Raw genomic sequence first — 14,236 nt, 5'->3', positions numbered from 1 at the left:
CACTGGACCCCGGGCACTGGCACGGGGTTCAACAATAAATCAGGAATGGCCTACAGGCCCTGTTGCAATACGGGATCGTCCGGGTTCTGGCGTTCCAGTTCGGCCAGCAGTACCTGCACATTCTGCAGTTGGCCGGATTCTTTCCAGTACTGAATCAGCAATACCCGCGCCCGACGATTGGCGGGTTGCCGATTGAGCACGGTTTCCAGTTGCTTCTGCGCGGCATCGAGTTGCTCCAGTTCGTGCAGGGTAACCGCCAGCGTATAGCGATAGTCTGTGTTGTCCGGGTCAAGTTCGACGGCGCGGGAAAGGGCCAGCAAGGCATATTCGCGCTGCTCGTGGCGGTTCAGCCAAAGCCCGAGTTCGTACTGCAGAAAGGCCGAGTCAGGGCTCAACGTCAAGGCTTTGCCCAGTACTTGGCGTGAGGCGTCGTGATGGCCCTGGCGTTCCAGCAGGCGCACTTGAGTGGCCAGCGCGTCGAGGTTGCCGGGGTCAACCGCCAGCGCGCGTTGCAGTGCTGTGGAGGCCTGGGTGTAGTCGTTTTCATGCAGGTACAGGCGCGCCAGGTGCACCTGCGCGTCGGCATCCTCGGGTTGCTGTTCCAGGGCTTGCTGGTATTGCTCAAGGGCTGCCTGAAGCGGGCCGAAGTACAGGCCGATGGCGTCGGGATCGAGGCCTAGCAGGGCATCCACGGCGGCAAAGCGCACGCTTTGGTCGTCGTCGTCCAGCAGCGGGCCGAGTACCAGGCTGCGCTGCGCCGCCGGCAGCAGGCGACGGATACCCGCAATGGCCGCACGACGCACCAGCGGGTCGCCATGCTCCAGGTCCTGGCTGGCGAGTTTCAATGCCTGCGGCGAGGGGTAGTTGGGCAACTCTGTGTACAGCGCCGCACGGCGGATGGCGGGCAGGTCGTTACGTTGCAATTGCTGGTACAGCACCCGTGCTGCTCCAGGCTGACCGTCGTGTGCCTGGCGTAGCGCCTTGGTGTAGCTGTGTGCCGGCAAGGTAGGCTGCGCGGGTGGGGCATCACGCCACAGGTAGCCGAACAGGGCCAATACCACAATCGACGACAGTAGGGCGATCAGGTAGCGGTTGCGTCTGGGCATCTGACGATCCGTGGCGGCGGGAAGGGCAGAGCTTGGGCCAGCTGGGGGGTAATTGCAACCGAACCGAACAGGCTGCTTGCCACGGGCCAGGCCTACGTGGTGACATTACATGCATTGCGTATGTAAGGAGAGACACATGGTTCGCCGCACCCGTGCCGAGATGGAAGAAACCCGCGCCACGCTGTTGGCAACCGCCCGCCAGTGCTTCACTGCGCTGGGTTATGCGGACACCTCCATGGATGACCTCACCGCACAGGCGGGGCTGACTCGAGGGGCGCTTTATCATCATTTTGGTGACAAGCAAGGCTTGTTGACTGCGGTGGTGGAGCAGATCGACGCCGAGATGGACCAGCGCCTGCAAGCAATTTCGGAGGCGGCCGAAGATGCCTGGGAGGGCTTTCGCCAACGTTGTCGGGTTTACCTGGAAATGGCCTTGGAGCCGGAGATTCAGCGCATTGTGTTGCGTGACGCCAAAGCGGTGCTCGGCGGGGCTTCGCCGGGTTCGCAACGGCAGTGCATTGCGTCGATGCAACGGTTGATCGCAGACCTCATGCAGCAGGGCGTCATTGCCGAAGCCGACCCACAGGCGTTGGCATCGTTGATTTACGGGAGCCTGGCGGAAGCCGCCTGCTGGATTGCACAGGGGGAAGACGGCCAAGGCCGGCTGTTGAAGGGTTTGAACGCACTGGAGTTGCTGTTGCGGGGCGTGTTGAACAAGGCCTGAGCGCTGCGTACCGAGCCTCGGCCCCCGATGCTGTCGGGCATAAAAAAGCCCCGCGGGCCAAGGCCTGCGGGGCAAACGGTTGGGGGAGGAACCAACCAAAGGAGTCGTTGAAACGGGGGTCAGCGGGCGCTGGCAACGGTCTCCGGTTGCCAGCCACCGCCCAGGGCCTTGTAGATCGAGACGATGCCGCGGTAGAGCTCAACCTCACCCTGGGCCTGTGCATCTTCAGCGCTCAGCCGTTCGCGCTCGGCATCGAGCAGTACCAGGTAATCCACCGTACCCTCGCGATAGCGAATCGAGGCCAGCTCCGCCGCCTTGCGGCTGGCGTCGCTCTGACGCATCAGCGACAACAGCCGTTGCTGGGTTTTGTCGTAATCGCTGAAGGCGTTGGCCGACTCTTCCAGGGCCAGCAGTACTTGCTGCTCGTAGTTGGCCAATGCCCCTTCGGCATCGGCCTTGGCGCCGCGCAGGCGGGCCCGCACGCTGCCCAGGTCGAAGGCCGCCCAGGTAATGCTCGGGCCCAGCGCCCAGGCGTTGGCCGCCGAGGAGCCGATCTGCGAGCCGCGCGCGGCGGTAAAGCCGAGGAAGCCGCTGAGGCTGACCCGCGGGAACAGGTCGGCGGTGGCCACGCCCACGTTGGCGGTGGCGGCCGCCAGCTGGCGTTCGGCGCTGCGGATGTCCGGGCGGCGGCGCAGCAACTCACCCGGGTCACCCACCGGCAGCGCCTTGGCGATGGCCGGCAGGGCTTTGGGCGACAGGTCTACGCTGAGCGCGTCAGGGCGTTGGCCGAGCAGGGTGGCGATGCGGTGCCGCGCCCGTGCCTGTTCGGCCTGCAGTTGCGGCACGGTGGCTTCGACCCCGGCCAGGCGCGCATCGGCACGCACCACGTCAAGGTCGTTGCCCACGCCGGCATCGCGCAGGGTTTCGGTGATAGTGCGCGATTCCTGCTGGGTCTTGAGGTTGGCCAGGGCGATTTTTTCGCGTAACTGGGCACCGCGCAATTGCCCGTAGGCATCGACCAGTTCGGCGATCAGGCTGACTTGCAACTGCTGCAGGTCGGCGGCGGCTACCGCTTCCTGGGCTTCGCTGGCTTCGATCTGGCGCTGGATGCGGCCGAACAGGTCAAGCTCCCAGGCCATGTCCAGGCCCAGGTCGTAGCGCTCGCTGTTCACCCGCTGGGTGGTCTGGCCTGGGATCTGGCCCTTGCCGATGTCGCTGCTGGCGCGGCTGGTGACCACCGGGAACTGATCGTTCTCAGCGTCTTCACGGATCGAGCGGGCCGACTTCAGGCGGGCGAAGGCCACGCGCAAATCACGGTTGCCGTCCAGCGAAGCCTGCACCAGCTGGTTCAGCACCGGGTCGTCGAACTGCTTCCACCACAGGCTCTCGAAGCGGCTTCGGTCGTAGGCCTTGGCCTGCACATCGCTGGCCAGCTGCGCAGGCTCGGTAGCGGGGGCCTGGTAGTCCGGGCCTACCGCACAGGCCGCCAGGGCCAGTGCCAGCAGGCTTGGGGTCAGGGGTTTGAGCAGGTTCATGCATGGTTCTCCAGCACTTGAACGCGTTCGGCCTTGCGGGCCTGGCGACGCTCGACGAAACGGCGGATCAGGAAGAAGAACACCGGGGTCAGGAACAGGCCGAACACGGTCACCCCGATCATCCCCGAGAACACCGCCACACCCATGGCATGGCGCATTTCGGAACCTGCACCGGAGCTGAACACCAGCGGCACCACACCCATGATGAAGGCGATCGACGTCATGAGGATCGGCCGCAGGCGCAGGCGGCAGGCTTCCAGCACCGCAGCCAGCGGGTCGAGGCCCTTGGCCTGTTCATCCTTGGCGAACTCGACGATCAGAATCGCGTTCTTGCACGCCAGGCCCACCAGTACGATCAGGCCGATCTGGGTGAAGATGTTGTTGTCGCCACCCGACACGATCACACCGGTGATGGCCGACAGCAGGGTCATCGGTACGATCAGGATCACCGCCAGCGGCAAGCTCCAGCTTTCGTACTGGGCAGCCAGTACCAGGAACGCCAGCAGTACGCACAGCGGGAACACCAGCAGTGCAGTATTGCCCGAGAGAATCTGCTGGTAAGTCAGGTCGGTCCACTCGAAGGTCATGCCGTTGGGCAGTTCCTCTTTCAGCAGCTTCTCGATGGCGGCTTCGGCCTGGCCAGAGCTGTAGCCCGGCGCTGCGGCCCCGTTGATTTCGGCTGTGATGAAACCGTTGTAGTGCATGACGCGGTCTGGCCCGGAGGTATCGCTGACCTTGAGGAAGGTCGCCAGCGGGATCATCTCGCCCAGGTTGTTGCGCACCTTCAACTGGCCGATCTGCTCGGCATCGAGGCGGAACTGTTGCTCGGCCTGGACGTTGACCTGATAGGTGCGGCCAAAACGGTTGAAGTCGTTGGTGTACAGCGAGCCCAGGTAAACCTGCAGGGTGTCGAAGATGTCTGTGATCGCCACACCGTGGGTCTTGGCCTTTTCCCGGTCGATGGCGGCATCGACCTGCGGCACGTTGACCTGGTAGCTGGTGAACAGGCCTGCCAGCTCGGGTACGTTGTGGCTCTTGGCGATGATGTTCTGGGTTTCCTTGTACAGCGCTTCGTAACCCAGGTTGCCACGGTCTTCGATTTGCAGGCGGAAGCCGCCAATCGTGCCCAGGCCCTGTACCGGCGGCGGTGGGAAGATGGCGATGTAAGCGTCCTGGATGTCGGCGAATTGGGCATTCAGCGCGGCTGCAATGGCTGCCGCCGACTGGCTCGGGTCCTTGCGCTCATCAAACGGCTTGAGCGGGGTGAACACGATGCCGCTGTTCGGGCTGTTGGTGAAACCGTTGATCGACAAGCCTGGGAACGCCACCGAGTCGGCAACGCCAGGTTGTTTCAGGGCGATTTCGCTCATGCGCTTGATCACCGCCTCGGTACGGTCGAGGCTGGCGGCGTCCGGCAGTTGGGCGAAGGCTACCAGGTACTGCTTGTCCTGGGCCGGCACGAAACCGGTCGGGGTGGACGAGAAGCCGAGGTAGGTCAGGCCCATCAGGCCGGCATACACGAACAGGGCGATGCCGCTGGAGCGAATGACTCGGCGCACGCCGCCGACGTAGCGGTGGCTGGCACGGTCGAAGAAACGGTTGAACGGGGCGAACAGCCAACTGCCCAGCAGTTTGTCGAGGAACCGCGAGAAACGGTCCTTGGGTGCATGGTGGTCCTTCAGCAGCACGGCAGCCAGGGCCGGCGACAAGGTCAGCGAGTTGAACGCCGAGATCACAGTGGAAATGGCGATAGTCAAGGCGAACTGCTTGTAGAACTGCCCGGTAAGGCCAGAGATGAACGCGGCCGGCACGAACACCGCGCACAACACCAGCGCGGTGGCGATGATTGGCCCGGTCACTTCGCTCATGGCCTTTTGCGTGGCTTCCAGCGGTTTCAGGCCGAGCCCGATATTACGCTCGACGTTCTCCACCACGACGATGGCGTCGTCCACCACAATACCGATGGCGAGCACCAGCCCGAATAACGACAGCGCGTTGAGCGAGAAGCCGAACAGGTGCATCACCGCAAACGTACCGATCAGCGACACCGGTACTGCCAGCAGCGGGATGATCGAAGCGCGCCAGGTCTGCAGGAACAGGATCACCACCAGCACGACCAGCACCAGGGCTTCGAACAGGGTGTGCACCACTGCTTCGATGGAGCCGCGCACGAAGATGGTCGGGTCATAGACGATGCTGTAGTCCATCCCTTCCGGGAAGTCCTTCTTCAGCTCGGCCATTTTCGCCCGTACTTCGTCGGAGATCTCGATGGCGTTGGAGCCTGGGCGCTGGAAGATCGGGATGGCCACCGCCGGCTGGTTGTTCAGCAGCGAGCGCAAGGCGTACTGGCTGGAGCCAAGTTCGACCCGGGCGATGTCTTTGAGGCGGGTAATTTCGCCATCGGCACCGGCGCGGATGATGATGTTTTCGAACTCTTCCTCATTGACCAGACGGCCTTGGGTGTTGATCGACAGCTGGAAGCTGGTGGAGCCGGGGGCGGGCGGGGCGCCCAGCTGGCCAGCGGCTACCTGGCGGTTCTGCTCGCGGATCGCGGCCACTACATCACTGGCAGTCAGGTTGCGCGAAGCGGTCTTGTTCGGGTCCAGCCACACGCGTAGCGAGTAGTCGCCCATGCCAAACAGCTGCACGTCGCCTACACCACCCAGACGCGCCAACTCGTCCTTGATGTTGAGGATGGCGTAGTTGGACAGGTAAAGCATGTCGTAGCGGTTATCCGGCGAGGTCAGGTGCACGACCATGGTCAGGTCGGGCGAGGCCTTGTCGACGGTGATACCGATACGGGTCACTTCCTCGGGCAGTTTGGGCTGGGTACGCGTGACGCGGTTCTGCACCTGCACCTGAGCGTTGTCCAGGTCGGTCCCCAGGGCGAAGGTGATGGTCAGCGTCAGCTTGCCGTCAGCAGTGGACTGGGAGGACATGTACAGCATGTTCTCCACACCGGTAATGGCCTGCTCCAGCGGCGCGGCAACGGTTTCGCCAATGACCTTGGGGTTGGCACCGGGGAAGTTGGCGCGCACCACCACGGTGGGTGGCACCACTTCGGGGTATTCGCTGATCGGCAGCTGGAACAGCGAGATGGAACCCGCAATCAGCAGCACCAGCGACAGCACCGCGGCGAAGATCGGCCGGGTAATGAAGAATTTCGAGAAGTTCATCGGTAGGTTCCCTTAACCGCGTGGCGCCTGGGCGCTGGCGACTTTCACGTTGTTGCCCGCCACCTTCGGCGCCGGGTTGCTGGCCTCCAGGGCCTGGCGCTGCTGAGCGAGGGCGGCGAGGGTCTGTTCGCTGGCCATTGGCGTTTCTTCTGGGGTGACCGGCGAGCCAGGGCGCACGCGCTGCAGGCCCTTGACCACGATGCGGTCGTCCTTGCCAAGGCCGCTGCGCACGATGCGCAGGCCTTCCAGCTTCGGCCCCAGCTCCACGGCGCGGTAGGCGGCCTTGTTGTCCTTGTCCATGACCAGTACGAACTTCTTGCCAAGGTCGGTGCCTACGGCTTCGTCGTTGATCAGTACGGCGTCGTACTGGGCGCTGCCGACCAGCTTCAGACGCGCATACAGCCCAGGGGTGAACTGGCCGTCGCTGTTGTCGAACACCGCACGGCCACGGATGGTGCCGGTGCGCGGGTTGACCTGGTTGTCGACGAAGTTCATCTGGCCCAAGTGCGGGTTGCCGGTTTCGCTGGTCAGGCCCAGGTACACCGGGGTGCTCTGGCCACGCTGGCCTTCGCGGGCCAGCTGGGTGTACTTGAGGTAAACGCGCTCGTCGGCGTCGAAGTAGGCATAGACCTTGTCGGTGGACACCACGCTGGTCAGCGGGGTGACATCGGCGCTGACGATGTTGCCTGCGGTGAACTGGGCGCGGCTGACGCGGCCGCTGATGGGTGCGGTGACGCGGGTGAAGCTGAGGTTCAGGCGTGCCAGGTCGAGTTGAGCCTGGATCGCATCGACCCCGGCGCGGGCTTCGGCGGCGGCGCTGCTGCGCGATTCGGCCAGTTCGGCGGAAATGGCATTGCTGTCACGCAGACGCTCGCCACGGCGGGCCTCGTTGGCGCTGCGGATGGCGGTGGCCTTGGCTTGTTGCAACTGCGCTTCGAGGCGGCGGACTTCTGCCTGGAACGGGCGTGGGTCGATCTGGAACAGCAGGTCGCCTTTCTTGACCTGGGCGCCTTCAGTGAAGGCTACCTGGTCGATCTGGCCGGAGACCCGTGGGCGCACCTCTACGGTTTCCGGTGCTTCGAGGCGGCCGGTGAACTCGTCCCATTCGTTGATCGGTTGTTCGATCACCTTGGCAACGGTGACTTTCGGCGCGGCGGGAGCCTGCACGGCGTCGGGGGTTCGACCGCAAGCGCTGATCACCACCACTGCCAGGGCAGCGAGGGGAAAGCGCAAGGGTTTGAGTGATTGTTCCATGGAGAACTCCGCCAATGTATTAGTAGTGGGCGGAGTGTGAGTGTGTTGCGCGTGAGGCACGAATCGAACGAGACGAAGGTTATTATCACGCTGAATGATATGTGCGGATCAATCATCGATGGCGGGCATGGTTGGGGCGCAGAGCGCCCCGGCAATCTCAGCTCAATACGCTGAACCCATGGGTGCCATCGCGCTCCAGTTGGGCAATCAACCCGAACTCCCAATCCAGATATCCCTGCATGGCTTCGCGTGGGTTATCAGTGCCTTCATAAGGCCGGCGATAGCGGTCGGTTCGCGCAACCGCCAGGTGGGTTTCGCCACTGTCCAAGGGTTTGCCTGCCGCAATCCAGCGCGCAGTACCGCCGTCCAGTACATACACCGGGGTTTGCGTAAGTGCTTGCAAGTCTACCGCCGCAAAGCGTGCCAGCAGGCTGCTGCCGCAGGTCAGCACATAGCGCTCGGCAACCGGCAACTGCTCCAGCACCTGCGGTAATTGCGCACGGATCGCCCAATGGGCGCCTGGAATGTGGCGTTTGACGTAGTTGGCACTGCTGGTGAAGTCCAGCAGCACGGTGCCTGGCGCTTGCAGCCAGTCATGCAGTTGCTCGACGCCGATTTCGGTGACTGCGGGTAGTGCAGGCTGCGGTGCCTGCCAATCGCCGGTCTCGCTGAAGTCCGCCACCGACAGACCATCGAGCACCCCTACCTGCCAGCCCATTTGCGCCAGCCACGAGGCGCTCATGTTGGCCCGTACGCCATCGTCATCCACCAGCACGATGCGCGCCCCGCGCACGCTGGCGACATGGTCGGTTTCCTGCACCAGTTGCCCGCCTGGCACACTGCGGCTGGCCGGTAGGTGGCCATGGGCGTATTCCTCAGGCGTGCGCACATCGAACAGGTAGGTAGTACGGCGGCTATCGGCCTGCCAGGTGGCCAGCGTTTCGCGCGTCAGGCGCAGCACACCGGCACGGTCGGCTACATGGCGTGCACGCTGAGCGGCGTCGATGCGGGTGGTATCGCTGACCGCTGCAAAACGGCGCTCCTGGCCGTGAGCCAGGGTTTGCCCGGCCAGGGTCCAGCCGATGGTGCCGTTGCGCAGGGCGGCCACGGGGTTGGGGATGCCGGCGTTGACCAGCGACTGGGTGCCGATGATGCTGCGGGTGCGCCCGGCGCAGTTGACGATGACTTGGGTGGCGGGGCTGGGCGCCAGTTCGGCAACCCGTAGCACCAGCTCGGCGCCCGGCACGCTGATGCCTCCAGGAATGCTCATGGTCTGGTATTCGTCGAAGCGGCGGGCGTCGAGCACCACCACATCGGCTTTGGCGTCCAGCAGCGCTTGCACGTGTTCGGCCGCCAGCGATGGGGTGTGGCGCACGCTTTCGACCAGCTCGCCAAAGGCCTTGCTCGGCACATTGACGTCACGGAACAGCTCGCCACCGGCTGCGCGCCAGCCGGCCAGGCCACCTTCGAGCACTGCAACATCGCTGTAGCCCAGTGCCACCAGGCGTTCGGCCGCCAGAGCAACCAGCCCTTCGCCGTCGTCATACACCGTGAGGGGGGTGTCACGGCGGGGCACGCGGGCGAAAATTTCCAGCTCCAGTTTCGACAATGGGAGGTTGGCGGCGAACAGTGGGTGTGCTTGGGCGAACGGGTCTTCCTCGCGCACATCGATCAGTGCCAGTTCTTCATGGGCCAGCAGGGCTTGGCGAATGGCGTGATAGGAACGGGTGGCAACGGTGCTCATGGGGCAGGGTTCTCTTTGGACAAGTCCCAGATGTTGGGCAGAAGGTGGTTGGAGTAGCCGGAAATGAACGCTTTTTCGGTGCCATCGGGCAGGTAAACCGCCCGGCTGACGGCGCCAATGTTGGCGCCGTACACGTGAATACTGATCGACACCCGGTCACCGAAGGCATTGCTGACCTGGTGGATATCGCCGATACGGGGCGAAACAGCCTCGACGTGGCCAGGATCGATGCGCACAGGCTCGCCCGCCGGCAGCAAGGCGCCCTGTTCGCTACGGGTGAAGCCTTGCGAGTATTCGGCGCCACGCAGCATGCCGATCAGGCCCCATACCCGGTGGTCGTGAATCGGCGTCTGCTGGCCGGGCCCCCAGACGAAACTGACGATGGAAAAGCGCTGGCGCGAATCGCAGTGCAGCAGATATTGCTGATAGCGGGCTGGATCTGGCTGCGCCAATGCCTCTGGTAGCCAGTCGTCATGCGCGACCAGGCTGCGCAGCAGGCCCTGACCTTGGTCGAGGAGTGTGGCTTCGTCGGTTTCCCGGTCCAGCAGTTGCGAAAGGGCGTCGATGAAGTGTCGCAAGCGCTCGAAGCGTAGGGGTTGGCTCATGGTTTAGGCTCGGCTGGCGGTTTTGCTTAACCCTAGCAAATGCGCTAAATATTCTCAAAAGTAAAAATATGCATAAGCTAATATGCATAAAATGCATTTACAGATTGCCCCGATCTGTTTTCAAATGAACGTACAACCTACGAGACCGCACGCGCGGATCGGCCTTATGTACCCGACGGTACCTGGAGACGAACGTGCGATACCTCAAGCAATTGGCCGCCGGTGTGCTGGCCAGCTCCCTAAGCCTGGCCGCCGCTGCACAAACCCTGGTGGTCGGCGACCAGAGCTTCAATGCCCGTGCCGTGATGGAAGCAGCCGGTGTGCTCGAAGACCTGCCGTATACCCTCGAATGGAAGCAATTTACCGCCGGTTCGCCGGTGGCCGAGGCGCTGAATGTGGGCAGCCTGGACATCGGCTTGCTGGGCGATGCGCCGCCGTTGTTCCTCGGGGCATTGGGCGCGCCGATCAAGGTGATCGCGGTCAGCCGGCAGAACCTCGATGGCGTGGCCATCCTGGCACGCAAGGACTCGAACATTCACAGCCTCGAAGACTTGCGCGGCAAGCGCGCAGCGATCTGGAAGGGCTCGTGGAGCCAGCAGTTGCTGTTCAGCGCGCTGGACAAGGCTGCCGTGCCGCGTGATGCCCTGGAGCTGCGCTACCTCAGTGCCCTGGACGCCTCGCATGCCCTGGATGGTGGCTCGGTGGACGTAATCGCCACCTGGGAGCCTTACGTCACCCAACAGGAGCGCCAAGGGGCGCGGGTGCTGGCCACGGCCGAAGGGCTGATCCCGGCACAGAGCTTCGTGGTGGCCAACGCCAAGGCGGTAGAGGCCAAGCGGGCGCAGATCAGCGATTTTCTCCAGCGCCTGAAAAAGGCCCGTGACTGGACCTTGAGCGACCCGGCGCATACCGAAGCCTATGCCGATGCCTGGGCCAAGCGCACCCGCGCCGACCGCGATATTGCCCGTGCCTGGTTTGCCCGTGCGCGCACCGATGTGGCACCGCTGAACCCGCAGGTGATCGTGGATGCGCAGAAAACCGTGGACTTCTTTGCCGGGCTGGGGCTGATCAAGGGATACCCGGCGGCGAGCCTGTTCGATACCTCGTTCGCGCCAGCGTTCGAGCATTGATTTCACCTGCGCTTGCGAGGAATGACCATGACCACCCGCAAAATCAAACTCGGCGCCCTGACCATGGGCTGTGGCGGCCCCGGCCGGCACAACCTGTGGCTGGACCCGGAGCTACCGGCCGATGCCAGCGTCAATATCGACTGGTACATCGATATCGCCCGCCAGGCCGAGGCGGCGTTGTTCGACCTGATGTTCATCGTCGACAGCCAGTACATCACCCCCGGCTCACCGTCCCACTACCTCAACCGCCTGGAGCCGCTGACCCTGCTCTCGGCACTGGCGGTGACCACCCGCAATATCGGCCTGGTCGGCACCCTGACCACTTCCTACAACGAACCCTTCAACGTCGCCCGCCGCCTGGCCTCGCTGGACCTGATCAGCAAAGGCCGCGCCGGCTGGAACGTGGTGACCAGCGGTGACGCCGGCACTGCTGGCAACTATGGCCGAGACGAGCATTACGACTACGACACCCGTTACGCCCGGGCTCAGGAGCATGTAGCGGTGGTGCAGGGCCTGTGGCGGTCCTATGAGGACGGCGCGTTCCCGCGCAACCGCGCAACCGGGCAGTTTCTCGACCCTGGCCGTATGCACGCGCTGAACCACAAGGGCGAGCACTTCTCGGTCGTTGGGCCTTTGAATATCCAGCGTTCACCCCAAGGCCAGCCGGTGATCTTCCAGGCCGGGGACTCGCAGCAAGGCCGCGAGCTGGGGGCCGCCACGGCGGATGTCATCTTCACCCATGCCGCCAGCATCGAGCAGGGGCAGGCGTTTTACCGCGATGTGAAAGGCCGTGCGGCGCGGTTAGGCCGCGACCCGGACCAATTGCTGGTTTTGCCCGGCGCCGAGGTCTACGTGGGCGACACCGACGAACACGCCCGCGAGATCGAGCGTCATTACCACCAGCAGGATCACAGCTTCGAACTGGCCCTCAAGGAGTTCGGGCGCAATTTTGGTTGGCATGACTTCAGCCAGTACGACCTTGACGCACCCTTCCCACAAGAAAGCCTGGAACAGGCGCGCAGCAGCTTTTTCACCAACGCCAAGCGCATCGCCGACCAGGCACGGGAGCAGGGCTTTAGCCTGCGACAGGCGGTGGAGTACGGGCGTAAGCTGCGCCCGGGCGCTTTCGTCGGTTCGGCTGAAACAGTCGCGGCAAAGATGGCCGAATGGTTCGAGGCGCGGGCGCTGGATGGCTTCAACATCTACATCGGCCACCCAGGGCAGTTCCGCCGGCTTACCCAGGAAGTAGTGCCCTTGCTGCAAGAACGCGGGGTATACCGCACTGCTTATGAAGGCACCACACTGCGCGAAAGCCTAGGCCTGGCGCTTCAGTGAATGCTCGAGGCCAGCTCGAAGATCGGCATGTACATGAGGATCACGATCAGGCCGATCAGCAAGCCGATGAAGGTCATCAGCAGGGGTTCGAACAGTTTGACGAACCATTCCACCCAGCGGCCGATTTCCTGGTCATGGAAGTCGGCGCAGCGTTCCAGCATCTCGCCCAGGTTGCCCGACTGCTCGCCGGCCCGCAGCAGGCGCAGCGATACCGGTGTAACCAGGTGCCCGGCCTCCAGTGCATCGGACAGGGGCAGCCCTTCGCCCACCCGCTGGCTGGCTTGCGCCAGGCCCTGCGCTGCTGCGCTGCCGAGCAGGCCGCGGGCCATGCCCATGGCGGTGAGGATGGGAATACCGCCTTGCAGCAGTATGCCCAGCGAGCGATAGAAGCGCGCCAGCTCGTACATCATCAGACGCTGGTGCAGTGCTGGCAGGCGCCGTAACTGGCAGGAGGCCCAATGCCGTACACGCGGATGACGCCGCAACAGCCAAAGCGCCGTGACCCCGCCGACGGTGCCCAGCGCCAGGGGCAATTGCTGGGCATGCAGGAACAGGCCGATCTGCATCAGCACCCGTGATAGCCAGGGCAGCTCGGTGCCCATGCCTTCGAATACCTGGCTGAAGCGCGGCACCACGTAGCCGAGCAGGAACAGCACCACGCCGCCTCCCACCAGCAACAGCAACAACGGGTAGACCGAGGCACCGACCAGTTTCTGCCGCACAAGGTCCAGGCGTTGGCGGTAGCTGATGTAGCGGGCGAGGGCGTCACCCAGCGCGCCGGTGCGCTCGCTGGACTGCACCAGCGCTACATACAGCGGCGGGAATACACGGGGTTGCTGGCCCAGGGCCTGGGACAGCGAGCGGCCTTCGTACAACTGGCGTACCAGTTCGGCCAGCACCTTGCGCGTTGCAGGCGAAGGGGCCTTCTCTGCCAGGCTTTCCAGTGCGTCGATCAGCGGCAGGCCGGCATTGAGCAGGGTCGACAATTCCTGGCTGAACAGCACCAGGTCAAACGCCGCTTCGCGGCGCCAGGCCATACCACGCAAGGAGCCGCCGCTGCCGCGCAGGCTGAGCACGCGCAGGCCCTGGTCTTCGGCCTGGCGGCGAGCCTGCTCGGCGTCTTCGGCGTCGATCTGCAACTGCACCACGCCCTGCCTGCCCAGGGCCTTGAGGCTGTAGCGCATGGTTGTTCTCCTCACTGCCAACTGGTGATTTCGGCGTTTTCCCCATCGCCACCCGGCTGGCCGTCCTTGCCCATCGACAGCAGATCGTACTCACCGCCGTTCTCGCCGGGTTGCCGGTAGATGTAGGGGCGGCCCCACGGGTCTTGCGGCACAGCCTTCTGCAGGTAGGGGCCGGTCCAGCGCGTCTCGCCACTGGGGGCAACCACCAGTGCCTGCAAGCCTTGCTCACTGTTGGGGTAGTGGCCGACCTCCAGGCGGTACAGGTCCAGGGCTTTGCTCAGCCCCTCGATCTGCGCTCGCGCCACTTTGGCTTCGGAGCGGCCCAGTTGGCTGAAGTATTTGGGCGCGACAATGCCGGCCAGCAGGCCGAGCACCACCAGTACCACCAGGAGTTCAAGCAGGGTGAAGCCACGTTGCGGGTTGGTTCTGCGCTGCATGGTGAA

The 14,236-nt window shown here is 64.0% G+C and carries 11 protein-coding genes; 3 read left to right on the top strand and 8 right to left on the bottom strand.

Going from position 1 to position 14,236, the window contains the following annotated elements; all coding sequences use genetic code 11:
• Nucleotides 1–50: 50 nt before the first annotated feature.
• Nucleotides 51–1,106, bottom strand: coding sequence for a HEAT repeat domain-containing protein (locus tag Q9451_RS17620; protein ID WP_012272148.1), 1,056 nt, complete (start codon nucleotides 1,104–1,106; stop codon nucleotides 51–53).
• A 136-nt stretch (nucleotides 1,107–1,242) separates the two neighbouring features.
• Between Q9451_RS17620 and Q9451_RS17615 the strand changes: the two genes are divergently transcribed.
• Complete coding sequence (locus Q9451_RS17615) at nucleotides 1,243–1,830, top strand: TetR/AcrR family transcriptional regulator (RefSeq protein WP_012272149.1); 588 nt, start codon at nucleotides 1,243–1,245, stop codon at nucleotides 1,828–1,830.
• Between the two features lie 119 nt (nucleotides 1,831–1,949).
• Here Q9451_RS17615 and Q9451_RS17610 read toward each other — a convergent pair whose 3' ends face one another.
• The 5 genes from Q9451_RS17610 to Q9451_RS17590 form a co-directional block, all read right to left on the bottom strand.
• Entirely contained in the window at nucleotides 1,950–3,365 is a 1,416-nt protein-coding gene (locus tag Q9451_RS17610; RefSeq protein ID WP_012272150.1) for a TolC family protein, read from the bottom strand.
• Complete coding sequence (locus Q9451_RS17605; RefSeq protein ID WP_012272151.1) at nucleotides 3,362–6,541, bottom strand: efflux RND transporter permease subunit; 3,180 nt, start codon at nucleotides 6,539–6,541, stop codon at nucleotides 3,362–3,364. Before Q9451_RS17605 ends, Q9451_RS17610 begins: the two co-directional genes overlap by 4 nt.
• A gap of 12 nt (nucleotides 6,542–6,553) precedes the next feature.
• Nucleotides 6,554–7,795 carry a multidrug efflux RND transporter periplasmic adaptor subunit MexE gene (gene mexE, locus Q9451_RS17600; RefSeq protein ID WP_012272152.1) on the bottom strand — a complete coding sequence of 414 codons (1,242 nt, stop codon included), beginning with the start codon at nucleotides 7,793–7,795 and terminating at the stop codon, nucleotides 6,554–6,556.
• 157 nt (nucleotides 7,796–7,952) lie between these two features.
• Nucleotides 7,953–9,539, bottom strand: a complete 1,587-nt coding sequence (locus Q9451_RS17595; protein ID WP_012272153.1) for a rhodanese-related sulfurtransferase — start codon at nucleotides 9,537–9,539, stop codon at nucleotides 7,953–7,955.
• Nucleotides 9,536–10,144: a cysteine dioxygenase gene (locus Q9451_RS17590; RefSeq protein WP_012272154.1), complete on the bottom strand. Its 609-nt coding sequence runs from the start codon at nucleotides 10,142–10,144 to the stop codon at nucleotides 9,536–9,538. The genes Q9451_RS17595 and Q9451_RS17590 overlap by 4 nt, the downstream gene beginning before the upstream one ends.
• Before the next feature lie 194 nt (nucleotides 10,145–10,338).
• Here Q9451_RS17590 and Q9451_RS17585 point away from each other — a divergent pair, with 194 nt between their 5' ends.
• Together Q9451_RS17585 and Q9451_RS17580 are read left to right on the top strand one after the other, a co-directional pair.
• A complete protein-coding gene (locus Q9451_RS17585; protein ID WP_012272155.1) occupies nucleotides 10,339–11,274 on the top strand; it encodes an ABC transporter substrate-binding protein in 936 nt (311 codons plus the stop codon).
• 27 nt (nucleotides 11,275–11,301) lie between these two features.
• Nucleotides 11,302–12,609: an LLM class flavin-dependent oxidoreductase gene (locus Q9451_RS17580; protein ID WP_012272156.1), complete on the top strand. Its 1,308-nt coding sequence runs from the start codon at nucleotides 11,302–11,304 to the stop codon at nucleotides 12,607–12,609.
• Here Q9451_RS17580 and Q9451_RS17575 read toward each other — a convergent pair.
• Nucleotides 12,603–13,793 carry a type II secretion system F family protein gene (locus tag Q9451_RS17575; protein WP_012272157.1) on the bottom strand — a complete coding sequence of 397 codons (1,191 nt, stop codon included), beginning with the start codon at nucleotides 13,791–13,793 and terminating at the stop codon, nucleotides 12,603–12,605. The two genes, Q9451_RS17580 and Q9451_RS17575, sit on opposite strands and share 7 nt — an antisense overlap.
• 11 nt (nucleotides 13,794–13,804) lie before the next feature.
• The gene (gene gspG / locus Q9451_RS17570; protein ID WP_012272158.1) at nucleotides 13,805–14,230 is read right to left on the bottom strand and encodes a type II secretion system major pseudopilin GspG; all 426 of its coding nucleotides are present in this window, start codon (nucleotides 14,228–14,230) and stop codon (nucleotides 13,805–13,807) included.
• Nucleotides 14,231–14,236 lie beyond the last annotated feature (6 nt).

The organism is Pseudomonas sp. NY8896 (genome assembly GCF_039634505.1).
This window is presented reverse-complemented; position numbering and strand designations above follow the sequence as displayed.